The 25,261-nt window shown below is 54.4% G+C and carries 20 protein-coding genes and 4 pseudogenes; 21 read left to right on the forward strand and 3 right to left on the reverse strand.

Annotated features, from left to right (window positions below; translation table 11 throughout):
- Positions 1-139: 139 nt before the first annotated feature.
- From ACQ86O_RS11830 to ACQ86O_RS11855, 6 genes and pseudogenes are all read left to right on the forward strand, one after another.
- Entirely contained in the window at positions 140-1,168 is a 1,029-nt protein-coding gene (locus ACQ86O_RS11830) for an ABC transporter ATP-binding protein (RefSeq protein WP_431225362.1), read from the forward strand.
- A gap of 1 nt (position 1,169) precedes the next feature.
- On the forward strand, positions 1,170-2,114 hold the full coding sequence (locus ACQ86O_RS11835; protein WP_431225363.1) for an ABC transporter permease: 945 nt from the start codon (positions 1,170-1,172) through the stop codon (positions 2,112-2,114).
- Positions 2,104-2,909: pseudogene (locus ACQ86O_RS11840) on the forward strand (ABC transporter permease). Before ACQ86O_RS11835 ends, ACQ86O_RS11840 begins: the two are co-directional and overlap by 11 nt.
- 195 nt (positions 2,910-3,104) lie before the next feature.
- Positions 3,105-4,529 (forward strand): aminobutyraldehyde dehydrogenase, encoded by a 1,425-nt coding sequence (patD, locus tag ACQ86O_RS11845; protein WP_431225364.1) that lies wholly within the window; start codon positions 3,105-3,107, stop codon positions 4,527-4,529.
- 219 nt (positions 4,530-4,748) lie between these two features.
- A pseudogene (locus tag ACQ86O_RS11850) lies at positions 4,749-6,657 on the forward strand (NAD(P)-binding protein).
- On the forward strand, positions 6,654-7,838 hold the full coding sequence (locus ACQ86O_RS11855; RefSeq protein ID WP_431225365.1) for a cytochrome c: 1,185 nt from the start codon (positions 6,654-6,656) through the stop codon (positions 7,836-7,838). The pseudogene ACQ86O_RS11850 and the gene ACQ86O_RS11855 overlap by 4 nt, the downstream one beginning before the upstream one ends.
- 41 nt (positions 7,839-7,879) lie before the next feature.
- On the opposite strand, the gene hmpA is transcribed toward ACQ86O_RS11855, so the two are convergent.
- On the reverse strand, positions 7,880-9,070 hold the full coding sequence (gene hmpA / locus ACQ86O_RS11860) for an NO-inducible flavohemoprotein (RefSeq protein ID WP_431225366.1): 1,191 nt from the start codon (positions 9,068-9,070) through the stop codon (positions 7,880-7,882).
- Positions 9,071-9,413: 343 nt separating this feature from the next.
- Between hmpA and glyA the strand changes: the two genes are divergently transcribed.
- Positions 9,414-10,667, forward strand: coding sequence for a serine hydroxymethyltransferase (glyA, locus tag ACQ86O_RS11865; protein ID WP_431225367.1), 1,254 nt, complete (start codon positions 9,414-9,416; stop codon positions 10,665-10,667).
- Between the two features lie 160 nt (positions 10,668-10,827).
- On the forward strand, positions 10,828-11,973 hold the full coding sequence (locus ACQ86O_RS11870; RefSeq protein WP_431225368.1) for a 3-phenylpropionate MFS transporter: 1,146 nt from the start codon (positions 10,828-10,830) through the stop codon (positions 11,971-11,973).
- Here ACQ86O_RS11870 and csiE read toward each other — a convergent pair.
- The gene (csiE, locus tag ACQ86O_RS11875; protein ID WP_431225369.1) at positions 11,963-13,234 is read right to left on the reverse strand and encodes a stationary phase inducible protein CsiE; all 1,272 of its coding nucleotides are present in this window, start codon (positions 13,232-13,234) and stop codon (positions 11,963-11,965) included. The genes ACQ86O_RS11870 and csiE overlap by 11 nt on opposite strands.
- A gap of 144 nt (positions 13,235-13,378) precedes the next feature.
- Between csiE and ACQ86O_RS11880 the strand changes: the two genes are divergently transcribed.
- Complete coding sequence (locus tag ACQ86O_RS11880; protein WP_431225370.1) at positions 13,379-14,047, forward strand: DUF1007 family protein; 669 nt, start codon at positions 13,379-13,381, stop codon at positions 14,045-14,047.
- Positions 14,038-15,060, forward strand: coding sequence for a nickel/cobalt transporter (locus ACQ86O_RS11885; RefSeq protein WP_431225371.1), 1,023 nt, complete (start codon positions 14,038-14,040; stop codon positions 15,058-15,060). Before ACQ86O_RS11880 ends, ACQ86O_RS11885 begins: the two co-directional genes overlap by 10 nt.
- Positions 15,061-15,112: 52 nt before the next feature.
- Here the strand turns inward: ACQ86O_RS11885 and suhB are convergent, their stop codons facing one another.
- Positions 15,113-15,916 (reverse strand): inositol-1-monophosphatase, encoded by an 804-nt coding sequence (suhB, locus tag ACQ86O_RS11890; protein WP_431225372.1) that lies wholly within the window; start codon positions 15,914-15,916, stop codon positions 15,113-15,115.
- A 117-nt stretch (positions 15,917-16,033) separates the two neighbouring features.
- On the opposite strand from suhB, the gene trmJ reads away from it, so the two are divergent.
- The 11 genes and pseudogenes from trmJ (at position 16,034) to sseB (ending at position 25,159) form a co-directional block, all read left to right on the forward strand.
- Complete coding sequence (trmJ, locus tag ACQ86O_RS11895; RefSeq protein WP_431225373.1) at positions 16,034-16,768, forward strand: tRNA (cytosine(32)/uridine(32)-2'-O)-methyltransferase TrmJ; 735 nt, start codon at positions 16,034-16,036, stop codon at positions 16,766-16,768.
- 194 nt (positions 16,769-16,962) lie between these two features.
- Positions 16,963-17,456 (forward strand): annotated as a pseudogene (iscR, locus tag ACQ86O_RS11900) (Fe-S cluster assembly transcriptional regulator IscR).
- 55 nt (positions 17,457-17,511) lie between these two features.
- Positions 17,512-18,725, forward strand: a pseudogene (locus ACQ86O_RS11905) (IscS subfamily cysteine desulfurase).
- Between the two features lie 24 nt (positions 18,726-18,749).
- Positions 18,750-19,136, forward strand: coding sequence for a Fe-S cluster assembly scaffold IscU (gene iscU, locus ACQ86O_RS11910; protein WP_012146333.1), 387 nt, complete (start codon positions 18,750-18,752; stop codon positions 19,134-19,136).
- A gap of 96 nt (positions 19,137-19,232) precedes the next feature.
- A complete protein-coding gene (gene iscA, locus ACQ86O_RS11915) occupies positions 19,233-19,556 on the forward strand; it encodes an iron-sulfur cluster assembly protein IscA (protein WP_431225374.1) in 324 nt (107 codons plus the stop codon).
- A gap of 68 nt (positions 19,557-19,624) precedes the next feature.
- Positions 19,625-20,146 carry a co-chaperone HscB gene (gene hscB, locus ACQ86O_RS11920; RefSeq protein WP_431225375.1) on the forward strand — a complete coding sequence of 174 codons (522 nt, stop codon included), beginning with the start codon at positions 19,625-19,627 and terminating at the stop codon, positions 20,144-20,146.
- A 34-nt stretch (positions 20,147-20,180) separates the two neighbouring features.
- The gene (gene hscA, locus ACQ86O_RS11925; RefSeq protein ID WP_431225376.1) at positions 20,181-22,031 is read left to right on the forward strand and encodes a Fe-S protein assembly chaperone HscA; all 1,851 of its coding nucleotides are present in this window, start codon (positions 20,181-20,183) and stop codon (positions 22,029-22,031) included.
- A 2-nt stretch (positions 22,032-22,033) separates the two neighbouring features.
- Positions 22,034-22,369: an ISC system 2Fe-2S type ferredoxin gene (gene fdx / locus ACQ86O_RS11930; RefSeq protein WP_431225377.1), complete on the forward strand. Its 336-nt coding sequence runs from the start codon at positions 22,034-22,036 to the stop codon at positions 22,367-22,369.
- Positions 22,370-22,525: 156 nt separating this feature from the next.
- A complete protein-coding gene (iscX, locus tag ACQ86O_RS11935; protein ID WP_431225378.1) occupies positions 22,526-22,726 on the forward strand; it encodes a Fe-S cluster assembly protein IscX in 201 nt (66 codons plus the stop codon).
- Between the two features lie 213 nt (positions 22,727-22,939).
- Positions 22,940-24,235, forward strand: a complete 1,296-nt coding sequence (pepB, locus tag ACQ86O_RS11940; RefSeq protein ID WP_431225379.1) for an aminopeptidase PepB — start codon at positions 22,940-22,942, stop codon at positions 24,233-24,235.
- Between the two features lie 84 nt (positions 24,236-24,319).
- Complete coding sequence (sseB, locus tag ACQ86O_RS11945) at positions 24,320-25,159, forward strand: enhanced serine sensitivity protein SseB (protein WP_431225380.1); 840 nt, start codon at positions 24,320-24,322, stop codon at positions 25,157-25,159.
- Positions 25,160-25,261 lie beyond the last annotated feature (102 nt).

Here is a 25,261-nt window from a genome sequence, read left to right on the forward strand (position 1 = left end):
TCCATTAGGTTACTGCGCCTGGCATCTTGGAATTGGGCAGTGTTCGGTCTCCTCGGGGCCTGCGCGCTGTCCGCTCCCAACCAGCTTGCGCTCGTTACGCCTACTGAATCAGCTTTAGGATAAATTTGGAGCGTGCATCATGACCATTGCAGTGCAATTTATCGATGTTTCGCGCATTTTCGGCGATGTTCGCGCCGTTGATCGGGTTTCTGTCGAAATACAGGACGGAGAATTTTTCTCCATGCTGGGGCCTTCAGGTTCCGGCAAAACTACCTGCCTGCGTTTGATTGCCGGTTTTGAGCAGCTCAGTTCCGGCTCAATCCGCATTCACGGGCAAGAGGCGAGCAACCTGCCGCCTTATCAACGCGATGTGAACACCGTATTCCAGGATTATGCGCTGTTCCCGCACATGTCGGTGCTGGAGAACGTGGCTTATGGCCTGATGGTGAAAGGCGTGGCCAAGCGTGAAAGGCTGGCTCGGGCTCAAGAGGCGTTGGAAAGCGTAGCCCTGGGGTTTGCCGCCGAACGTAAACCGGCTCATCTTTCCGGCGGGCAGCGCCAGCGTGTGGCACTGGCGCGGGCGCTGGTCAACCGCCCACGGGTGCTGTTGCTGGATGAACCGCTTGGTGCGCTGGATCTGAAACTGCGTGAACAGATGCAGGGCGAACTGAAGAAGTTGCAACGCCAACTGGGCATCACCTTTATTTTTGTGACTCACGATCAGAGCGAAGCCCTGTCGATGTCCGATCGGGTGGCGGTATTCAATAACGGCCGTATTGAACAGGTGGATGCGCCGCGCGAACTGTATATGCGGCCAAGAACTCCGTTTGTCGCCGAGTTTGTCGGCACCTCCAATGTGGTTCGCAGCGACCTGGCAGAGCGGTTACTGGGGCAATCGGCCACCTATTCGATCCGCCCGGAACATATCCGCCTGCTCGATCAAAGCGTGGCCGCGCAAGGCGAAGTTCAGGTGCAAGGCACCTTACAGGATATCCATTATCAAGGGGCGGCAACGCGATATGAAATTGCCCTGAGCAGCGGTGAGAAACTGCTGGTCAGCCAGGCTAACCCGCAGTGGCAGGCGGTGGAACATCAGCGCCTGATCGGCCAGCCCGTTACGGCCTGTTGGGCCAGAGAGGCCATGGTCCCGCTGCTGGAGGAGAGGTGAGATGGACATGAGCATCGAGAACCCGGCTCCAACTGGCGGAAAAATCCGCGCGCTTTCAACCTATCTGTACCGTAAGCCGACATTGTACCTGCTGCTGTTGCTGGTGCCACCGCTGCTGTGGTTTGGCGCGGTGTATCTCGGGTCACTGCTGACGTTATTGTGGCAAGGGTTTTACACCTTCGATGATTTCACCATGACGGTGACGCCGGATCTTACCTTTGCCAACCTGAGTGCGCTGTTTAACCCGGCCAATTACGACATCATTGTGCGCACGCTGACCATGGCGGTGTTGGTTTCAATAGCCAGCGCGGTGCTGGCGTTCCCGATCGCTTATTACATGGCTCGCTACACCAGCGGCAAAGTGAAGGCGTTCTTTTATATCGCCGTGATGATGCCGATGTGGGCCAGCTATATCGTTAAAGCCTATGCCTGGACGCTACTGCTGGCGAAGGACGGCGTGGCGCAGTGGTTCCTGCAACATATGGGGCTGGAACCTTTGCTGGCCGGTATCTTGAGTATTCCTGGCGTGGGCGGTAATACGCTGTCCACCTCCGGCCTCGGGCGCTTTCTGGTATTTGTCTATATCTGGTTGCCGTTCATGATCTTGCCGATCCAGGCGGCGTTGGAACGCCTGCCTCCTTCACTGCTGCATGCTTCTGCCGATCTGGGGGCTCGCCCAGGTCAGACTTTCCGCTACGTGATCCTGCCGCTGGCGGTACCGGGTATTGCAGCTGGCTCCATCTTCACTTTCTCACTAACGCTGGGGGATTTTATCGTGCCGCAGCTGGTGGGGCCGCCGGGCTACTTTATCGGCAGCATGGTGTATGCCCAGCAAGGTGCGATCGGCAATATGCCCATGGCAGCCGCTTTCACCCTGGTACCGATCGTGTTGATCGCAATCTATCTGTCTATTGTAAAACGCCTGGGGGCCTTCAATGCACTCTGAACGCGCGCCGTTAGGGCTGAAGTTAGCCGCCTGGGGCGGCCTGATATTCCTGCACTTCCCGATAGTGGTTATCGCCATGTATGCCTTTAACACCGAAGAGGCGGCATTCAGCTTCCCACCACAGGGTTTTACCTTACGCTGGTTCAGCGTGGCTGCGGGGCGGCAGGACATTATTGACGCGGTGCTGCTTTCGGTGCAGATCGCCTGCCTGGCCACGGCGATTGCGTTGGTGCTCGGTACCTTGGCAGCCGCTGCACTGTATCGCCGGGATTTCTTTGGCAAAGACAGTATTTCACTGCTGTTGCTGCTGCCAATCGCCTTGCCGGGGATTGTCACCGGTATTGCTCTGTTGGCCGCCTTCAAGGCGCTGAATATCGAGCCTGGGATCATGACGATCGTAATCGGCCATGCCACGTTCTGCGTGGTGATCGTATTCAACAACGTGATCGCCCGCTTCCGGCGTACCTCGCACAGCCTGATCGAGGCGTCGATGGATCTGGGTGCTGACGGCTGGCAAACCTTCCGCTATGTGATCTTGCCTAATCTGGGCTCGGCACTGCTGGCGGGGGGATGCTGGCGTTTGCCCTGTCATTCGATGAAATCATCGTGACCACTTTTACCGCCGGGCATGAGCGCACGCTGCCTCTGTGGCTGCTGAACCAGCTTGGCCGCCCTCGCGACGTGCCGATCACCAACGTGGTGGCACTGTCGGTGATGGTACTGACAATGATCCCGATCCTGGGGGCTTATTATCTGACGAAAGGCGGCGAAAGTGTCGCTGGTAGCGGCAAATAACAATCCCCTTCGTCTTTCAAGCCGCAGCGTTGTTGGCTGTGCTGTACAGGGATGTACCAATGCTGCAGGTGCATGGACGTATGCGGCCAACTCGGGATCCGTGGGGGAGAAAGCCGGTGTTGCCAAGAATGAATAACCAGGTGTCTGCAATAAGAGCGGGAACCTAATTGTGCCAATATTTCTAAGGATAACGCGATGCAAAGCCAACTGCTGATTAATGGTCAACTGGTTACCGGCCAGGGTGAAAAACTGCCGGTATATAACCCGGCAACGGGGGAAGTTATTGTGCAGGTGGCCGAGGCCAGCGCACAGCAGGTTGAAGAGGCCGTGCAGGCTGCCGATGCCGCGTTTGACCTGTGGGGGCAAACCACGCCGAAAGCGCGTGCCGAACATTTGCTGGCGCTGGCCGATGTGATTGACCAGCACGCAGAGACCTTTGCCAAACTGGAGTCTCTCAATTGTGGCAAACCTTACCACTGCGTGCTGAATGACGAACTGCCAGCGGTTGCCGATGTCTTCCGCTTCTTTGCCGGTGCCAGCCGTTGCCTGAGTGGCCTGGCTGCTGGCGAGTACCTGGCGGGACATACTTCGATGATCCGCCGCGATCCGCTGGGTGTGGTCGCCTCTATCGCCCCCTGGAATTACCCGCTGATGATGGCCGCCTGGAAGTTGGCGCCAGCCCTGGCTGCGGGCAACTGTGTGGTGATCAAACCTTCTGAACAGACACCGTTGACGACGTTCAAGCTGGCTGAACTGGCTGCCGGGGTATTCCCTCCTGGCGTCCTCAACGTGTTGTTTGGCCGTGGTGCCAGCGTGGGGGACGTGCTTACCGGCCACGACAAGGTCCGCATGGTGTCCCTGACTGGATCTATCGCCACCGGCGAACATATTATTGCTCATACTGCGCCAGGTATTAAACGCACCCATATGGAGCTGGGTGGTAAAGCGCCGGTGCTGGTATTTGATGATGCCGATCTGCAACAGGTGGTCGAAGGCATTCGCACCTTTGGTTTTTACAATGCAGGGCAGGACTGCACCGCTGCCTGTCGCATCTATGCGCAAAAGGGCATTTATCCGCAGTTGGTGAAAGCTTTGGGTGAAGCGGTTGCCAGTTTGAAGATTGGCCCACCGGAGGACAGCAGCACTGAGCTGGGGCCGTTGATTACTTCGCAGCATCTGGAGCGGGTCGCGGGTTTTGTTGAACGCGCCAAAGCGTTGCCGCATGTACAGGTTATCACCGGGGGCGAAAAAGTGAATGGCCCTGGGTTCTATTTCCAGCCAACGCTGCTGGCCGGTGCCCGTCAGGAAGATGAAATAGTTCAGCGTGAAGTTTTTGGCCCGGTAGTGACGGTGACGGAGTTCGATGATGAAGCGCAGGTGCTGGCCTGGGCGAATGCCTCCAATTATGGTCTGGCCTCGTCTTTGTGGACGCGTGACGTTGGCCGTGCTCATCGCCTGAGCGCACGCTTGCAGTATGGCTGCACCTGGGTGAACACCCACTTTATGCTGGTCAGCGAAATGCCGCATGGCGGCCAGAAGCTGTCTGGCTATGGCAAAGACATGTCAATGTACGGCCTGGAGGATTACACCGCTATCCGTCATGTGATGTTTAAACATTAATCTGATTGATCTTACAGGATTTATACGCACAATAACGCGGCTTTCAGGCTGGTTTCGGCTGGCCTGATAATACATTCCCCTATGGGTTCCAAGACACGGCTAGGCGTCGGCTATCTCATCCTCTGTGGCTTACTTAAGTCAGTGGCTGGGAATGAGATAGTGCAGGTAACAACGCTGTGGCTGGAAAGACTATGGGGATAAAACCTTTAGGAAGCTTTTATGGCTATTACCCGTCGCGATTTTCTTAACGGCGTGGCGATCACCATCGCCGCCGGACTAACACCGATGCAGATCCTGCGCGCATCGCCGCAAACTGCTCATCAAACTCTGTATTATCCGCCTGCGCTGACCGGTCTGCGCGGCAATCATCCCGGCTCCTTTGAACATGCCCACCAGCTTGGGCGTGATGGCAAAGCCTTTGATTTTGGCAGCGTGCCTGCCGACGAAGAGTTTGATCTGGTGGTGGTGGGGGCGGGTATCAGCGGCTTGGCGGCGGCCTGTTTCTGGCAGCAGATGAAAGGCAAGCAGCAACGCATTTTGCTGATCGATAACCATGATGATTTTGGCGGCCACGCCAAGCGTAATGAATTCAGCAGCGAGAAGGGCACCCTGCTCGGTTATGGAGGGAGCGAATCCTTACAGTCGCCGCGTTCCAACTTCAGCCCGGTAGCCCTGGGGCTGTTGAAAAATCTGGGTGTCAGTATCGACGGTCTGGAGCAGGCCTTCGATAAGACTTTTACCCGGATCTGAACCTGAGCCGTGGCGTATACTTCGATCGCAAAAATTTTGGTGTTGATAAAGTGGTGAGTGGCGATCCGGGCCGTGTGGTGGCGGATGACATTCCACGTGACCGCCTCAATGGCCGCTCTTATGAGGCTTTTATCGGTGACTTCCCGCTGCCGGAAACCGACCGTCAGGCGTTGATAGCGTTGCACACTCTCGAAAAGGATTATCTGCCGGGCATGAGCCAGGAGGAGAAGGTCGCCTGGCTGGATAAGCACAGCTATAGCCAGTTCCTGCGTGAGAAAGTGGGGCTGAGTGAAATGGCGATCCGCTATTTCCAGCAAACCACCAATGATTTCCAGGCCGTCGGTATTGACGCGACTTCCTGCAGCGATGGTCGTATTTGTGATTTACCCGGCCTGAACGGCATGAACCTGCCGCCGCTGGATGAAGAGTCGCAGGCCGATCTCGACGATCCTTACGTTTTCCACTTCCCCGATGGCAACGCGACATTGGCCCGGCTGATGGTGCGCCATTTGATCCCGGCGGTGGCGCCGGGTGGCAAAGATATGAACGACGTTATTCTGGCCGAGTTTGATTATGCCCAGTTAGACAACCCTGCGTCACCCGTGAAACTGCGGTTAAACAGCACCGGGCTGCATGTGGCCAACGTGGGTGACAAGGTTGAGGTAACCTATATCAACGGCGAAGAAATGGCCAAGGTTCGCGCCGGGCAGGTGGTGATGGCGGGTTACAACATGATGATCCCGTATCTGGTGCCGGAGATGCCTCACCAACAGCAGGAAGCGTTGAAGCAGAACGTTAAGTCACCCCTGGTGTACAGCAAAGTGGTGATCCGCAACTGGCAGCCGTTTATCAAACTGGGGGTGCACGAGGTCTATGCACCAACCGCCCCTTATAGCCGGGTGAAACTGGATTACCCGGTGAGCATGGGGGGTACCAGCATCCGCGCGATCCGAATCAACCTATCGGGCTGCATATGGTCTATGTCCCGACCTTGCCAGGCAGTGGCCTCAGCCCGCGTGAACAGTCACGCAAAGGGCGGGCTTTATTGTTAGGCACCCCGTTTGAGGTGCATGAGCAGATGATCCGTGAACAGTTGCAGGGCATGTTGGGGGAGGCAGGGTTTGACCATCAACGGGATATTCAGGCGATCACCGTTAACCGTTGGTCACACGGTTACTCGTATTTCCTCAATGGCATGTTCGACGATGAAGATGAGTCCGCCAAGATCATCGAAACTGCGCGACAGCCGATCGGCAAGATAGTGATTGCCAACTCCGATTCCGATTGGAGCCCCTATGCCAACTCGGCGATCGATCAGGCATGGCGAGCGGTAAATGAGCTGGCTTACGGTAAAGTTACTGCCAAGGAGGGAGTATGAATCTGCGCCCGCTGTATCTGATGTTATTGCTGGCTGGTGGCTCGGCCCATGCCATGTCTGCGGGGGAATATGTGGCCAAGGCCGGTGACTGCACAGCTTGCCATACGGCACCTGGCGGCAAGGCACTGGCCGGCGGGATGAAGTTCCCCACCCCGGTAGGGGATATTTATGCCACTAACATCACGCCAGATAAGCAGCACGGCATTGGCGACTACAGCTTTGACGAGTTTGACCGCGCCATGCGTCAAGGGGTTGCCAAAGACGGCCATCGCCTTTACCCCGCAATGCCTTATACCTCTTACGCCAAAATGAGCGAGCAGGATATGCGTGCACTGTATGACTATCTGATGCATGAAGTACCGGCACAGAATACGGCTAACCGGGAAAGCGATATCCGTTGGCCCCTTTCCATGCGCTGGCCGTTGGCGGTTTGGAATCAGTTGTTCCACGAAGACAAACCTTATCAGCCGGACAATCAGCAGAGTGCGCAGTGGAACCGTGGGGCCTATCTGGTGCAGGGGCTGGGCCATTGCGGCAGTTGCCATACGCCACGCGGCTGGGCGATGCAGGAGAAAGGCCTGGACAGCAAAACGCCAGAGTTCCTGGCCGGTGCGGAATTGGATGGTTGGTACGCGCCGGGTTTACGTGGCCTGAAACAAAATGAAGTGGTTGCACTGCTGAAAAGCGGCCGCAGCCAACATGCGGCGGTTGCCGGGCCGATGAGCGATGTGGTAGCACATAGCACGCAGTATCTCAACGACGACGATCTGAACGGGATGGCGATGTATTTGCATGGGATGATGGATGAAACAGCGAAACCAGCAGCGCGCGCCGCCGTGCCCGAAGCGATTATGGCTTCTGGCAGGCATACCTACGCGATGTACTGTTCAACTTGCCACGGCAACAAAGGGGAAGGGAGCGATAACGTTATTCCGGCGCTGGCAGGGAATTTATCGGTTACGGCGGAAAATCCATTGACCGCATTGCGTGTGGTGCTGGAAGGGGCTCATACGCCGATCACCCAGCAGGCAACGGCAATCACCATGCCGGGCTATGACTGGATACTTAACGACCAGGAGACAGCGGATCTGATGAGCTACCTGCGTGGTAGCTGGGGGAATCAGGCTGCGCCGGTGACGGCAGTGCAGGTGCAGGCAGCCCGTAAGCTGGCAGAGAAGTAAAACGGCAGGGCGCGGTTGATTGTTACCGCGCCCTGATGGCCTTACAGTACCTTATGTGGGCCGAAGCATTCGTAATGGATGCGTTCGGCTTCCACACCCATTTCCAGCAGTTGCTGACCTACGTATTGCATAAACGCCACCGGACCACAGAAGTAGTATTGCATCAGCGGGTTGCACAGCGTGCTGCGCAAGGGGCTGAGATCCATCAGACCCTGGCTGTCATAATCCTGGCCCTTAACGTCATCGGTGTTGGGTTCGCGATACCAGATGTGGGTACTCAGCTCAGGTAAGCGCCCGGCAATATCTGCCACTTCATCGGCAAAGGCATGCACCGCGCCGTTCTCTGCGGCATGCAGCCAAAGGATTTCAGCCTGATGCTGATTGTCATGCAGGGTATTGAGCATCCCCAGCATCGGGGTCTGGCCTACGCCCGCCGAGATTAACGCCACTGGCGTGGTGGTTTCTACCTGCAGGAAGAAATCGCCATGCGGTGGGGCGAGATAAATCACATCACCTTCTTTGGCTTTTTGATGCAGGAAGTTGGAGACGGCACCCTGTTCCTCGCGCTTTACTGCTATACGGTAATATTCCCCGTTAGGCGAAGTGGTGAGTGAATATTGGCGGATTTCCTGATGTTCCAGGCTGTCGTCATTAATATAAACCGCCAGGTATTGGCCTGGTTTATATTCTGCTACCCGGCCGCCGTCCACCGGCGCCAGTACAAAACTGGATATCACTTCGCTCTGCGGCTGTTTTTTCACAATGCGGAATGCACGCAAATCACGCCAGCCACCGTTATCCTGCTCACTTTCCTGATAGATTTGCCCTTCACGCTGGATAAATACGTTTGCCAGCACCCCGTAGGCTTTCCCCCAGGCATCCAGCACCTCCTGGCCCGGGTTGAACATTTCATCCAGCGTTGCCAGCAGGTGATGGCCGACAATCTGATACTGATCCGGCTGAATATTGAAGCTGGCATGCTTTTGCGCAATGCGTTCTACCGCCGGGAGCAACGCGGCCAGATTTTCCAGATTGCTGGCGTAGGCACAGATGGCGTCGAACAACGCCTGGCGCTGATCGCCGTTACGCTGGTTGCTCATATTGAAAATATCTTTCAATTCGGGGTTGTGTGCAAACATGCGATCGTAGAAGTGGGCGGTCAGTTTCGGGCCGGTTTCGGCCAGTAGAGGAAGGGTGGATTTTACGGTGGCGATGGTCTGACTATCCAGCATGGTGAGGCTCCTTTAAGGGCATTTTTTTATGATGATTAATTGATGCATTTTAAATGCATCTTATTAAATTGTTTTACGCTTGTAAATACCCTTGTTTTTGTTACGGTGTTGTTAACCGCCGATCGGCCTCACAGAACATGAAAAAACCGCATTATCACCATGAGTAAAAGTCCGTTGCCAGAATAGGGTTTTTAGCGGATAAAAGCCAAGCCCCGCCTGATGCCAATCGTTTGCGTAAAAACCTCTGTCAAGACCTATCTTCGACAGGGGGAAACGGTTTACACTGTGGCCCAGCACCCGAACGGGTAAATTTAGATAGCTGATTTAAGCCAGGAGATGCCGGATGTTAAAGCGTGAAATGAACATTGCTGATTATGATGCCGAACTGTGGCGTGCAATGGAGCAAGAAGTGGTGCGTCAGGAAGAGCATATTGAACTGATTGCGTCTGAGAACTACACCAGCCCGCGTGTCATGCAGGCCCAGGGTTCACAATTGACCAACAAATACGCAGAAGGCTATCCTGGCAAGCGTTATTACGGCGGTTGCGAATACGTTGATATCGTTGAGCAACTGGCTATCGATCGTGCCAAAGAGCTGTTTGGTGCCGATTATGCCAACGTCCAGCCACACTCCGGTTCCCAGGCTAACTTTGCTGTTTATACCGCACTGCTGCAACCGGGCGACACTATCCTCGGGATGAATCTGGCACACGGTGGCCACCTGACTCACGGTTCCCCAGTGAACCTGTCCGGCAAGCTGTATAACGTCGTGCCTTACGGTATTGATGAGTCTGGGCAGATCGATTACGAAGATCTGGCCAGGCAGGCTCAGACCCACAAGCCAAAAATGATTATCGGTGGTTTCTCGGCCTTCTCCGGTATCGTTGACTGGGCAAAAATGCGTGAAATTGCCGACAGCATCGGCGCTTACCTGTTTGTGGATATGGCACACGTGGCTGGCCTGATTGCCGCTGGTGTTTATCCGAACCCGGTCCCTCATGCGCATATTGTTACCACTACGACCCACAAAACGCTGGCGGGTCCGCGTGGTGGCCTGATCCTGGCCAAGGGCGGTGATGAAGATCTGTACAAAAAACTGAACTCAGCCGTGTTCCCTGGCGGCCAGGGCGGCCCATTGATGCACGTGATTGCCGGTAAAGCGGTAGCGCTGAAGGAAGCGATGGAACCTGAGTTCAAGATTTACCAACAGCAAGTGGCTGATAACGCCAAAGCGATGGTAGAAGTCTGCCTGCAGCGTGGTTACAAAGTGGTTTCTGGTGGTACTCACAACCACCTGTTCTTGCTGGATCTGGTGGATAAAAACCTAACCGGTAAAGAAGCCGATGCCGCACTGGGCCGTGCCAATATCACCGTCAACAAAAACAGCGTACCAAACGATCCGAAGAGCCCGTTTGTGACTTCTGGCGTGCGTATCGGTACCCCGGCAGTGACTCGCCGTGGCTTTAAAGAAGCCGAAGTGCGTGAACTGGCTGGTTGGATTTGTGACGTGCTGGACAACATCAACGACGAAGCCACTATCGAACGCACCAAGCAAAAAGTGCTGGATATCTGTGCTCGTCTGCCGGTCTACGCGTAATCACGTTGATTGGTCGGTAAACAGACCCGCTACGGCGGGTTTTTTTATGCCCGTTGCATGCAAACTGTGAGCTGCTCTGCACTCTTCCCTTTAAAGTATGAATGAGCATTGCTGTAAGTTGTGAGCTCTGTCAAAGTATTGCCCTCATCCAGGAGGGAACATGGTTCTGCAATCAACACGTTGGCTCGCTCTCAGTTATTTCACCTACTTCTTTTCTTATAGTATTTACCTTCCGTTCTGGAGCGTCTGGCTGAAAGGTGAGGGGATTGCCCCGGAAGCCATCGGTATTCTGCTCGGCGCTGGGCTGGTGGCGCGCTTCCTGGGTAGCCTGCTGATCGCACCGCGCGTTAAGGATCCCTCCTCTTTAATTACGGCGTTACGCCTGCTGGCGTTGCTTTCTCTGGCTTTCGCCATCGGTTTCTGTTTCGGAAACGGCTGGGCCTGGCTGATGCTGGTGATCGCCGGTTTTAACCTGCTATTTTCTCCATTGGTGCCATTGACCGATGCGCTGGCGGCAACCTGGCAACGGCAAATTACCCTGGATTATGGCCGGGTGCGCCTATGGGGTTCGCTCGCCTTTGTGATTGGCTCAGCGTTAACCGGTAAACTGGTTTCCGTTTGGGGCCACAATGCGATTTTGTACAGCCTGTTGTTCAGCATATTGGTGATGTTGCTGGGCATGATGCTGAAGCCCAGCGTAATGCCACAAGGCGTGGCGCGTACCCAGAATGAAGCCAGCCGTTCCTGGCGTGAACTGCTCCGCGAGGGGCCAGTATGGCGTTTTCTGTTATGCGTCACGTTATTGCAGGGCGCACATGCCGGTTATTACAGCTTTGCTTCTATCTATTGGCAAGAGGCCGGTTACTCCGCCGCGACTATTGGCTACCTGTGGTCGCTGGGGGTGGTGGCCGAGGTGATCATTTTCGCCAGCAGCAATTTCCTGTTCCGCCGTTGGAACGCACGTAATCTGCTGCTGTTGTCGGCGGTGTGTGGCCTGGTGCGCTGGGGGCTGATGGCCTCGACCACTGAAATTGGCATGCTGCTGCTGATACAGGTGTTGCATTGCGGCACCTTTACGGTCTGCCATCTGGCAGCAATGCGCTTTATCGCGGCGCGCCAGGGAACCGAGGTGATCCGTTTGCAGGCGGTCTATTCCGCCTTGGCGATGGGGGGCGGTATCGCGGTGATGACCGTGTTGGCCGGTTTCCTGTTCGAGCACCTGCAGGGTGGGGTCTTCTGGGTGATGGCGGCAGTGGTGGTGCCAACGCTGTTTATTCGCCCACCGGCGGTAACAGTCAGCCGTTAGGGCTTTCCAGCAGCGCACGGATAGCCTGGCGCTGCTGGCGTTCCAACGGCAGTTCGGTAAACATCAGCGGTGGATGGGATCCCTCAGGTACCGCTGCATAAGGGCTTATCACTAAGGTAATGCCCTGTGGGGCACCAAGTCTCAGATAGTCGCTTAGTGGCAAATATTTGATGTTAAGCGGCAGCAGCGTTAATTCGCGGATCTGATATTCCACCTCTTCTTCCAGTTGGGGGTTATCCAGCGTCAGCAGCAGGATCTGTTTTTCTTGCAGCGCATTCCCTTGCATCAGCCAGGCGCCAAAGCTGATCGCAACCAACCCGGCTTCTTCCCGCGAAAAGCGAATACCATATTCCTGTTCAAAAGGTACCAGCGCGGCCTGTGTGGTACGCATCAGTCGCGGGTACTTGCGTAGCACTTCTTCCAGCAACTGGTTGTCGATGCCGATATCAAACCGGCAGCGTTCCACCGCCGGTGCCATATGCGCAAATAGCTGGTTGACCAAATCTTCCTGGCTGCTGAAATGCATGCCTGAGATCTGCTGGAAGCACTCAACCATCTGCCCGATAGCCGTCATCAGCCGCTGGTCTTCCGCTGAGTTGGTGCTTTGATAGCTATGGCTTTTTAACAGAGTAAACATCAAGATCAGAAAATCACATTCGCTAACTTTGGCTGGTTGGGCAAACAGTTGATTAAGTGTTTGATGCAGTTGCACAGCCGCCTGTTGTTCTGGCTTGTGTTGCAGCCAATGATGTTGGCTCTGATCAAAATGAGGGTGATGTTGCCGCTGGCTTTGCCAAACGCAATAGCACAGATAATGCTGCAGAAATTGCCTGTCTCGCGGTTCAAAGCGGCGGTTAAGCTGTTGTTCACAGTCATTGATGCACAATTCTAATGGCGGCAGTTGTTCCTGCTGGAGCTGCATGGCCTGCTGATATTGCGGGCCGAAGTGCTGTTCAACAAATTCTGGGCTGCAGCGTAAGGTGCGCCGTAGCCACTGTAGCAGGCAGAGGCGCTGGTTAAGCGTGCTCCCACGTATCTGGTAGCCAGCATCAGGGCCACCGCTGATTTCCAAATGGTGGAAGCGCTGGATTTCACTGGCCACCTCGGCTATATCTTGCCGGGTAATGGCCAGGTCGACGCCGTTGATTTGGCTGATAGTCTCCAGTTGCACAGCGGGCACCGGCGCGTACAGCATCAGTAGCAGATGGCAGCGCCGTTGTTGACCGGAGAGCTCAGGCACAGAATAAGTGTCCAGGCTCATATCACCTTCTGGCAGGTAATGTTTAAATTATGCTTAAGCATAGCAAAAGGCTTTGTTGCGGCGTGGGAGTGACCTTAGCTTTTACTTCGGCTTACAACTTCTGTCACGTTATTCAGCCTCTAAATGTTCGTTGAGGTGTGGTTTATGTTACTTTATAACAATTCTGGGTATGATTTGATGATGAAATACCAGGGTCTGATGGCCAGCCTGTTACTGTTGGCCAGCGTGGGAGCGGTTGCGCATCCACACAGTTTTATTGATATGAACACCACCTTTGTGGCCAAAGATCGGCAATTAATCGGCTTGAAAATGGTTTGGGTTATGGATGAAATCACCTCAGCGGATCTTTTGTATGACGCAGAAAATGCCAAAAGCGACTCCGAAATCTGGAAGAAACTGGCCGCACAGGTTATGGCAAACGTTTTAGGCCAGCATTATTTCACCGATATTTACCGCGATGGCAAACCGGTGAAATACCTCAATCTGCCCAGCGAATACCATCTTTCACGCCAGGGCCATAAAGCGGTGCTGGAGTTTGTATTACCGTTGGCTGAACCACAGCCCCTGGCAGGCAAGCCGTTTGAGATATCCACCTACGATCCCACCTATTTTGTGGATATGACTTATCCAGATCCCAAGGCGTTGCATTTGCCGCCTGAGATGGCAGAACAGTGTAAATTCGACCTGGTGACGCCAAAGCCCAATGCGTCGCTGCAGGCCTATGCTTTGTCGCTGGACAAGAATGATTCGCCTGGTGAAGACCTGGCGCTTGGGCAGCAATTTGCCCAGAGGGTCACGCTGACATGTCAGTAAATTTCAGCCTGCCGGCCAGAAAGAAACGTTATTGGGTGTTTGGCCTGTGGCCACTGCTGTTGTTTTTTATCCTGATGGCAATTGGCGCGCATCTGGCATGGCACTATTGGCCGCAGCTGTTGATGCAAAGCGTGGTGTGGCAAAAAGGCCTACATCAGGAAATGGCAGCGCTGCTGCAACAGGTCAAGGCCGCACCGCAGCAGGCGGGGCTGTCGCTGATGTTGTTCAGCCTGGGTTATGGTGTGCTGCATGCTCTTGGCCCTGGACACGGTAAAGTGGTGATCGCCACTTATCTGGCCACCCATCCGGCGCGGCTGAAAAGCAGTTTAAAGCTGACGTTCGCTGCTTCATTGGTGCAGGGGCTGGTGGCCATCACCTTGGTGACGTTGGTGCTGGTGGTGTTGCAGCTCTCTTCCCGCCACCTGCATCAAGGCAGCTTCTGGCTGGAGAAAGGCAGTTTTATTCTGGTGATCCTGCTTGGTGTGATGCTGAGCTGGCGTGCGATTAAACGTCTGTATCGGGCAGTGAAAGCCATGCGGCCAGCGCCTGCGCTGCGTATCAACGGTCTGCAGCCTTTACCGGCAGATCATGTACATAGCGCGAGCTGTGGATGTGGGCATCGGCATATGCCTAGTGATGAAGAGCTGCAGGCGGGGAACGACTGGCGTACAAAAACGGCCATTGTGCTGGCGATGGGGATGCGGCCTTGTTCTGGCGCTATCCTGGTGCTGCTGTTCTCTAAAGTGATTGGCGTTTTTATCTGGGGAGTTTTTTCGGCACTAGCGATGGCGTTGGGAACTTCACTGACCATCTCTATGCTGGCATTGTTTGTCCATTACAGCCGTAAATTGGCGATGCGTATCAGCCGCCAAAGTACACCTGAGGCCTGGAGCAGCCTTGCCTGGGGATCGCTGGCGCTGGCCGGCGGCCTGATCTTGCTGTTTGCCGGTGTGCTGATGTATGCCAGCGCGCAACCGGAATTTGGCGGTGGGGTGCGGCCGTTTTCCCGTTAAGGATATAAAAAAGGCGCTGCAAAATGCAGCGCCTCAATCTTCAACTCTGTGTTTAACGCTTCAGCGCTTCACTCAACTCTTCACGCATGGTGGAAAGCAGGGATTTCACTACGCGCGGGTTACCGGCAACCACATTGCCGGAACTGAGGTGGTTATGGCCGCCAACAAAGTCGGTAACCAGGCCGCCTGACTCACGCACCAGCAATTCGCCAGCGGCGAAGTCCCAAGGCTTGAGGCCAATCTCAAAGAATCCATCAACGCGGCCAGCGGCAACGTAGGCCAGATCCAGTGCAGCGGAACCGGTGCGGCGGAAATCTGCACACTGAGTGAACAGTTTGCCAACCAGATTGATATAGGCCGGAGCATGCTGTTTGACTTTGAATGGGAAGCCGGTCGCCAGGATAGTGCCATCCAGATCTTTGGCGTTGGTGCCGCGCAGACGGTAACCATTGAGCTGTGCGCCCTGGCCGCGGGTAGCGGTAAACAGTTCGTTGCGCATTGGATCGTAAACCACAGCCACTTCGGTACGGCCTTTGATGCGTACGGCGATGGAAACCGAGAAGTGTGGAAGACGTTTGATGAAGTTGGAGGTGCCATCCAATGGATCGATCACCCATTGTACATCCTGATCTTCACCAACCAACTCGCCGCACTCTTCACCAATAATGGTGTGTTTCGGGTAGGATTTACGGATGATTTCGATGATCAGGCGTTCAGCATCGCGATCGACGTTAGTGACAAAGTCGTTAGACCCTTTTTGAGTCGTTTCTACAGCGTCTGGAGTCTCGTAATTTTTGGCAATCAGGTTACCAGCCTTGCGCGCAGCGCGCACGGCGATAGTCAGCATCGGATGCATGGGTATCTTCCACAGGATGTTAAAGAACAAAGAACGGCGCGAAGTATAGCAGGTGTTCGGCAAAATACCTACGACTGTGTTAGGATGCTACGATTTTCCGCTACGCTCAGAGTTTGTATGCTGCACAATATCCGCATTGTTCTGGTTGAAACCTCTCATACCGGTAACATGGGCTCGACGGCCCGAGCTATGAAAACCATGGGTCTAACCAATCTTTATCTGGTTAATCCGCTGGTTAAACCCGATTCGCAGGCGATTGCCCTGGCTGCTGGCGCCAGTGATGTTATCGGTAATGCCACCCTCGTTGATACCTTTGACGAAGCCATTGCCGGTTGCTGTCTGGTCGTGGGTACCAGCGCACGTTCGCGCACCTTGCCCTGGCCGATGCTGGAGCCCCGCGAATGCGGCGTGCGAGCGGTACAGGAAGCTGAGCAGGGACCGGTTGCCCTGGTCTTTGGCCGTGAACGCGTTGGATTAACCAATGATGAATTGCAGAAATGCCATTATCATGTCGCCATTCCCGCCAACCCGGATTATAGCTCCCTGAATCTGGCCATGGCGGTGCAGATCCTGGCGTATGAAGTCCGAGTCGCTTACCTCGATCGCCAACAGGCGGGGGCGCCGGCGCTGGAAGAAACGCCATATCCATTAGTCGACGATCTTGAACGCTTTTATCAGCACCTGGAGCAGACGCTGGTGCATACCGGTTTTATCCGTGCCGCACATCCAGGGCAGGTGATGAGCCGTTTACGCCGTTTGTTTGCCCGGGCCCGCCCGGAGGCGCAGGAGCTGAATATCTTGCGCGGAATGCTGACGTCGATCGAAAAACAGGATAAACATCAAGGTAATTAATTTATTGTTATCTGGCAAAAATGACAAATAACATTGGTTATCCGGTGGTTATAAGATGTATTTTATATACATCAGTAATAAAAAAGCATAAAAAGTGCTAATACTTGAGTGAATTAGTAGGTTAAATAGTTGACTGTTTTACTCAGGAATGTCAGAATTTCGGCCATGTTTCACCAACAGGTAACCATTTAGCTATGAGACTGACATCCAAAGGCCGTTATGCCGTAACTGCCATGCTCGACGTGGCATTACACTCCCAGGAAGGGCCGGTACCACTGGCGGATATTTCCGAACGCCAAGGTATCTCGCTCTCTTATCTGGAACAACTGTTTTCCCGTCTGCGCAAGAATGGCCTGGTGGCCAGCGTGCGTGGGCCAGGCGGTGGTTATCTGCTGGGTAAAGAAGCGAGTGAAATCGCCGTTGGCGCAGTTATCACTGCCGTCGACGAATCGGTAGATGCAACCCGTTGCCAAGGCAAAGAAGGGTGTCAGGGGGCGACCGTTGTCTGACCCATACCCTGTGGCGCGATCTGAGCGAACGCATCAGCGGGTTCCTGAACAATATTACGCTGGCGGAACTGGTGAACAACCAGGAAGTGCTGAACGTGGCGGACCGCCAAAATAACGATACGCGCCGCACGGCCAACGGTCGTCTGCAAGAAACGATCAACGTTAATCTGCGTGCATAAGCAGCTGGCGACTAATTTATTGGTTTTTGGAAGTGATGTACGGAGCACAAGAGCAATGAAATTACCGATTTATCTGGACTACTCGGCAACCACTCCGGTCGATCCGCGTGTTGCCGAGAAGATGATGCAGTTTTTGACCCTGGACGGTACTTTCGGTAACCCGGCTTCCCGTTCCCACCGTTTCGGGTGGCAGGCGGAAGAAGCGGTAGATATCGCCCGTAACCAGATCGCTGAACTGGTTGGCGCAGACCCGCGTGAAATCGTGTTCACCTCTGGGGCAACCGAATCCGACAACCTGGCGATCAAAGGCGCTGCCAATTTCTATCAGAAAAAGGCAAGCACATCATCACCAGCAAAACCGAACATAAAGCCGTGTTGGATACTTGTCGCCAACTCGAGCGTGAAGGTTTTGAAGTTACCTACCTGGCACCGCAGAGCAACGGGATTATCGATCTTAATGTTCTCGAAGCCGCAATGCGTGAAGACACCATTCTGGTTTCCATCATGCATGTGAACAATGAAATTGGCGTGGTGCAGGATATCGAAGCTATCGGCGAAATGTGCCGTGCCCGTGGTATTATTTATCACGTTGATGCTACCCAGAGCGTAGGTAAACTGCCAATCGATCTGAGCAAGCTGAAGGTCGACCTGATGTCCTTCTCCGGCCACAAGATCTATGGCCCGAAAGGCATTGGTGCCCTGTATGTACGCCGCAAGCCGCGTATCCGTATCGAAGCCCAGATCCACGGTGGTGGCCATGAGCGCGGTATGCGTTCCGGGACGCTGGCCGTTCACCAGATCGTTGCTATGGGCGAAGCCTATCGTATTGCCAAAGAAGAAATGGCCAGCGAAATGGCACGCCTGCGCACCCTGCGCGATCGCCTGTGGAACGGCGTGAAAGATATGGAAGAAGTCTATCTGAACGGCTGCCTGGAGCACGGCGCTCCGAACATTCTCAACGTCAGCTTCAACTATGTTGAAGGCGAATCGTTGATTATGGCGCTGAAAGATCTGGCTGTTTCTTCTGGTTCTGCCTGTACTTCTGCCAGCCTTGAACCTTCCTATGTGTTGCGTGCACTGGGTATGAGTGATGAGTTGGCGCACAGTTCGATCCGTTTCTCTCTGGGGCGTTTTACCACTGAAGAAGAGATCGATTACACCATTTCGCTGGTGCGTAAATCCATTGGTCGTCTGCGCGATCTTTCTCCGTTGTGGGAAATGTTCAAGCAGGGCGTGGATATCAACAGCATCGAATGGTCACATCATTAATTCTCAGGATTCAGGAGCAACGTCATGGCTTACAGCGAAAAAGTAATCGATCACTACGAAAACCCACGTAACGTAGGATCTTTTGATAACGAAGATCCTTCCGTTGGTAGCGGTATGGTGGGTGCACCAGCCTGTGGCGACGTGATGAAGCTGCAGATCAAGGTCAACAACGAAGGCATTATCGAAGATGCGCGTTTTAAAACCTACGGTTGCGGCTCTGCCATTGCCTCCAGTTCTCTGGTGACAGAATGGATGAAAGGCAAGTCTCTCGATCAGGCCGAAGCGATTAAAAATACCCAGATCGCCGAAGAACTGGAGTTACCTCCGGTTAAAATTCACTGCTCTATTCTGGCCGAAGACGCCATTAAAGCAGCGATTGCCGACTACAAGAGCAAACACAGCGCCAAGTAGTTATTAATGAGACAGTTAGCCCGCGCTACCCTATGAATTTCAAGTTGCAGCTAGGCGACGGGCAAGTCGGGTTTTGCTTAGAAGTGTGAGGTTGTTATGTCAATTACCATGAGCGACAGCGCTGCGCAGCGTGTTCAGGCATTTTTGAACAACCGTGGCAAAGGTCTTGGCCTGCGCTTGGGTGTGCGAACTTCCGGTTGCTCCGGGATGGCGTATGTGCTGGAATTTGTTGATGAAACGAACGATGATGATGTCGTTTTTGAAGACAAAGGCGTCAAGGTGATTATTGACGGCAAGAGCCTGGTCTATCTTGACGGAACCGAGCTTGATTTCGTCAAGGAAGGCTTGAACGAAGGCTTCAAGTTCAACAACCCGAACGTCTCAAGCGAGTGCGGCTGCGGCGAGAGTTTTAACGTCTGACAGTCCATCGTGCTCCCCCGTCATCGGCGGGGGAACCCCAACTATCACGATAATGCCTAGAGCACGCTATGGATTACTTTACTTTATTCGGGCTACCGGTTCGCTATAGCCTAGACGGCAGCCTGCTTACCTCACGCTATCAGGATCTGCAGCGCCAATTTCACCCCGATCGTTTTGCCACCCAGCCTGAACGTGAACGCCTGATGGCGCTGCAACAGGCGGCAACCATCAATAATGCCTATCAGTCGCTTAAGCACCCGTTAAAACGGGCAGAGTATATGCTATCTTTGCACGGCTTTGATTTGGGTAACGAGCAACATACCATGCGCGATACCGCGTTCCTGATGGAACAACTGGAATTGCGTGAAGAGCTTGATGCCATTGAGCGTCGGCCCGATGCACAAGATGCACTTGATGCTTTCGCCGCACGCCTGAATAACACTTTCAAACAACGTAGCGCACAGATGGTACAGGAACTGGATGCCCAGCAATGGTCACAGGCCGCTGACAGTGTGCGGAAGCTGCGTTTTTTGGACAAACTCCAGCAACAGGTTGAACAACTCGAAGAAAAACTGCTGGGCTTTGAGTAATACATTCCCGATTTGATCTTGGAAGCTTCGATATATGGCCTTATTACAAATTAGTGAGCCTGGCCTCAGTGCCGCGCCGCATCAGCGCCGTCTGGCTGCCGGTATTGATCTGGGCACCACCAATTCTCTGGTAGCCACGGTGCGTAGCGGCCAGGCAGAAACCCTGGCCGATGCTGAAGGGCGCTATCTGTTGCCTTCAGTCGTGCATTATCAAGCCACTGAGCACCATGTAGGTTGGGCAGCGCGAGCGCAGGCTGCGCAAGATCCGGTCAATACGGTCAGCTCTGTCAAGCGCATGATGGGTCGTTCCCTGGCAGACGTTCAGCAGCGTTACCCTAATCTGCCGTACCAGTTTCAGGCCAGTGACAACGGCCTGCCGCTGATAGTGACTGCCGCCGGTCTGGTTAACCCGGTCGGGGTTTCTGCCGATATCCTTAAAGCCCTGGCTGCACGTGCCACTGCGGCATTAGAGGGTGAACTTGATGGCGTAGTGATCACCGTTCCTGCCTATTTCGATGATGCCCAACGCCAAGGCACCAAAGACGCTGCCCGTCTGGCTGGTTTGCATGTATTGCGCCTGTTGAACGAGCCGACTGCGGCGGCGATTGCCTACGGTCTGGATTCCGGCCAGGAAGGGGTGATTGCCGTTTACGATCTGGGCGGCGGTACCTTTGATATTTCTATTTTGCGCCTCAGCCGTGGCGTGTTTGAAGTATTGGCGACCGGTGGCGATTCTGCTCTGGGCGGTGATGACTTTGATCACCTGCTGGCGGATTGGCTGCGTGAACAGGCAGGTATTGCCGATCGCAGCGATCACGGTGTGCAGCGCCAATTGTTGGATGCGGCCATTGCGGCCAAAATAGCGCTGAGTGACGCTCAAAGCACCAGGGTTGAGATCGCCGGTTGGCAAGGTGAAGTGACCCGTGAACAGTTTGAAGCGCTGATTGCTTCATTGGTGAAACGCACTTTGTTAGCCTGCCGCCGCGCGCTGAAAGATGCCGGCGTGACGGCTGAAGAGGTGCTGGAAGTCGTGATGGTCGGTGGTTCCACCCGTGTGCCATTGGTCCGTGAGCAGGTTGGTGGGTTCTTTGGCCGCACGCCGCTGACGTCGATCGATCCGGATAAAGTGGTGGCCATCGGCGCTGCTATCCAGGCAGATATTCTGGTGGGTAACAAACCGGACAGCGAAATGCTGCTGTTGGATGTGATCCCATTGTCGCTGGGTCTCGAAACCATGGGTGGGTTGGTCGAGAAGGTGATCCCGCGTAATACCACTATCCCGGTAGCGCGAGCGCAGGAGTTCACCACCTTCAAAGATGGCCAGAGTGCGATGATGATCCACGTCTTGCAGGGCGAGCGTGAACTGGTGCAGGACTGCCGTTCGCTGGCTCGCTTTACGCTGCGCGGTTTACCGCCGTTGCCTGCTGGCGGGGCTCATATCCGCGTGACTTTCCAGGTTGATGCCGATGGCCTGCTGAGCGTCACTGCGATGGAGAAATCCACTGGCGTTGAAGCCTCTATTCAGGTGAAGCCTTCGTATGGTTTGTCCGATGCTGAAATTGCCAGCATGCTCAAGGATTCCATGGCTAACGCACAAAGCGATGTTGGCGCACGCAAGCTGGCAGAACAGCGGGTCGAGGCCTCCCGAGTGCTGGAAAGCCTGCAAGGTGCGCTGGCTAGTGATGCCGCATTGCTGAGTGCGGAAGAAAGCCTGGCGATCAACAACGCGGTGGCAGAACTGCAGCAAACGATGCAGGGCACCGATGCTGGTGCGATCGAAGCCGCAATAAAAGTAGTCGATGCAACAACTCAAGATTTTGCCGCGCGCCGCATGGATGCCTCCATTCGCCGTGCGCTGGCTGGCCATTCTGTGGATGAGGTTTAACCATGCCGAAAATTGTTTTCCTGCCCCATCAAGATCTTTGCCCAGAGGGGGCAGTACTGGAAGCTGAAGTTGGGGAAACCATCCTCGATGTCGCATTGCGTAACGGTATTGAAATTGAGCACGCCTGTGAGAAATCCTGCGCCTGCACCACCTGCCATTGTATCGTGCGTGAAGGGTTTGACTCCCTGGACGAAAGCAGTGAGCTGGAGGATGACATGCTGGATAAAGCCTGGGGCTTGGAACCAGAAAGCCGTTTGAGCTGCCAGGCGCGTGTTACTGAAGACGATTTGGTAGTAGAAATGCCGCGTTATACGGTTAACCACGCCCGCGAACACTAATTTACCCTTCGCCTTTCAAGCCGCAGCGTTGTTAACGGCGAGCGTGAACCCCAGTCACTTACTCTTGTAAGCTCCGGGGATCCACGCTCTTGTCGCCTAGCTGCAACTTGAAATTCATCAGGTAAAATGAATCATACTGTAGCGCTGGAGAGAAGAATGGGACTGAAGTGGACTGACAGCCGTGAAATCGGCGAAGCGCTGTACGACGCTTATCCGGATACCGATCCGAAAACCGTGCGTTTTACCGATCTGCATCAATGGATTTGCAGCCTGGAAGAGTTTGACGATGAACCTCAGGCTTCCAATGAAAAAATACTGGAAGCGATCCTGCTGGTCTGGTTAGATGAAGCTGAGTAAATAGCGTAAGGGGCTGCCAGAGGCGGCCCGTTTATTTTGTATCCGATAAGATCTGTATCCGTCGCCTTTCAAGCTGCAGCGTTGTTACCTGCTATGACGAAACTCTTGTGTGGGTTTCGCCCCGCCCTAAGTGATTGGAGTGTGCAAAAACGGGGTGCCTGGCTGCAACTTGAAATTCATCGGGTATATAAAAGAATAAACCGGAGTAAGGCTATGACAACTGAAATCATGCACATCACGCTATCACAGCAACCGGCCGAGGCCCGTTGGGGTGAAAAGGCGCTGCTGAGTACCAATGATCTAGGCATGACTATCCATCTGACCGCTAACGGTAAGCTAGAAGCGATCCAGCGTGCAGCGCGCAAGATTGATGGTCAGGGCATCAAGAAAGTGAAATTGGCCGGGGAAGGCTGGGATTTAGAACAGAGCTGGGCATTCTGGCAGGGTTTCCGTGGGCCAAAAGGCCAGCGTAGCGTCGAATGGGCAGAGTTGCCGGAAGCAGAAAGCAAAGAGTTACAACAGCGCCTGAAAATCATCGACTGGGTGCGTGATACCATCAATATGCCCGCGGAAGAGCTGGGGCCAGAGCAATTGGCCACCCGCGCTGTTGATCTGATGTGCAATGTCGGTTGCGATGCGGTCAGCTATCGTATTACCAAAGGCGAAGATCTGCGTGAGCAAAATTACGCAGGCCTGCATACGGTTGGCCGGGGTTCCGATCGTTCGCCGGTGCTGCTGGCCCTGGACTTTAACCCAACGGGCAACCCGGAAGCGCCGGTGTTTGCTTGCCTGGTGGGCAAAGGCATCACTTTTGATTCTGGCGGCTATAGCCTCAAGCAGAGTGCGTTTATGGACTCCATGAAGTCCGACATGGGTGGCGCAGCGACGATCACCGGCGCACTGGCATTGGCGGCGGCTCGTGGTTTGAAACAGCGCGTAAAATTGTACCTGTGCTGTGCAGATAACATGGTTAGCGGCAACGCTTTCAAGCTGGGCGATATCATTCGCTACCGCAATGGTAAAACCGTAGAAGTGATGAATACCGACGCAGAAGGTCGGCTGGTGCTGGCCGATGGTCTGATTGACGCCAGTGCGCAAAATCCAACGCTGATTATCGATTGTGCCACCCTGACCGGGGCGGCCAAAACGGCCGTGGGCAATGACTATCACGCGCTGTTCAGCTTTGATGATGCGCTGGCACAAGAGCTGCTGGCCAGTGCCAGCCAAGAGCATGAACCATTCTGGCGTCTGCCTCTGGCGGAGTTCCACCGCAGCCAACTGCCGTCGAACTTTGCCGATCTGAATAACGTTGCCGGCCCGGCTTATACTGCAGGTGCCAGCACTGCCGCGGCTTTCCTGTCGCATTTTGTGAATAACTACCAACATGGCTGGCTGCATATCGACTGCTCTGCAACTTACCGCAAAGGTGCCGTTGAACAGTGGTCTGCAGGCGCAACTGGCTTGGGCGTGCGCACGCTGGCCAATCTGCTGCTGAGCAAAGCCAAATAATTGCCGGGCAAGTTGCCTGGGATTAAAATGATATTTTCCCATAGGGGTTCAGCATGCTGGGCCCTTAATACATTGGAGTAGGCGATGAGTTCCCACCACCATCATGATGATGATGCTGTTTCTGACGAAAATGAGCTTGAGCGCCTGTTGACGTTGGCGGCTTCGGAACCCGCGTACCGCCCTGCATTTTTCCGCGAGTTGCTGGATTCAACGGTATACATTCTGGGCGATAGTGAGCAAGTACAGCAAGAAGGTGAGATTACCCTTAATGCCGACACGCCGGTGAATATTCAGCATTGGGAAAAGCAGGACGGCAGCAGCGTTGTGCCTTTCTTCTCCTCGCTGGAGGCGCTGCAAAAAGCGGTGGAAGATGAGCAGCCCTTTATTGCCATGCCCGCTCGTGTGCTGTTTGAAATCACTCAGGGTGCTGAGCTGTTCCTCAACCCTAAAGGCAACCAGGGCAAAGAGTTTCTCCCGGCAGAGATCGCTATGCTATTGGCCACTGGCGGCGTGGTGAAGCCTGCGGAACGCTATATCGATCCCGAAACGCAATTGCTGCTTGGGCAACCTGAAGAGTATCCGGCTGCGATGGTAGATGCATTGACCACCTTGTTCAGCCACCGTAAGCCGGTACGCCGCGCCTTTTTGGCACTGATGCATGACCAGGCAGTAGACGAGAAACCGAACCTGCTGATTGGCCTGGAGGTGGACGGCGATCAGGCTGAGATCGAAGCGCTGATCAGTGAAGCCGGTATGGTTGCCAGTGAAACTGCACCAAACGATGAACCGGTCGATTTTTGTCTGGTAGAAGAGAATGCGCGAGGTGTAAGCCACTATCTGATCAACCATAGCCAGCCTTTCTACCAGCGCCGCTGGGGAAGCTGGTTGCGTAATATGATCCCTTCGACTGATAAAACCCAGTGAGCATGCCTACTGCGGCTCAAAATAGAGAATTAAGATAATTTTTTTTAATGGAATGTTGTTTTTTCCGTAGGCAAGCGTTAACGGCACACATATAATCTGCGC

It is taken from the genome of Serratia sp. L9 (assembly GCF_050632285.1).
GTDB lineage: Bacteria > Pseudomonadota > Gammaproteobacteria > Enterobacterales > Enterobacteriaceae > Chania.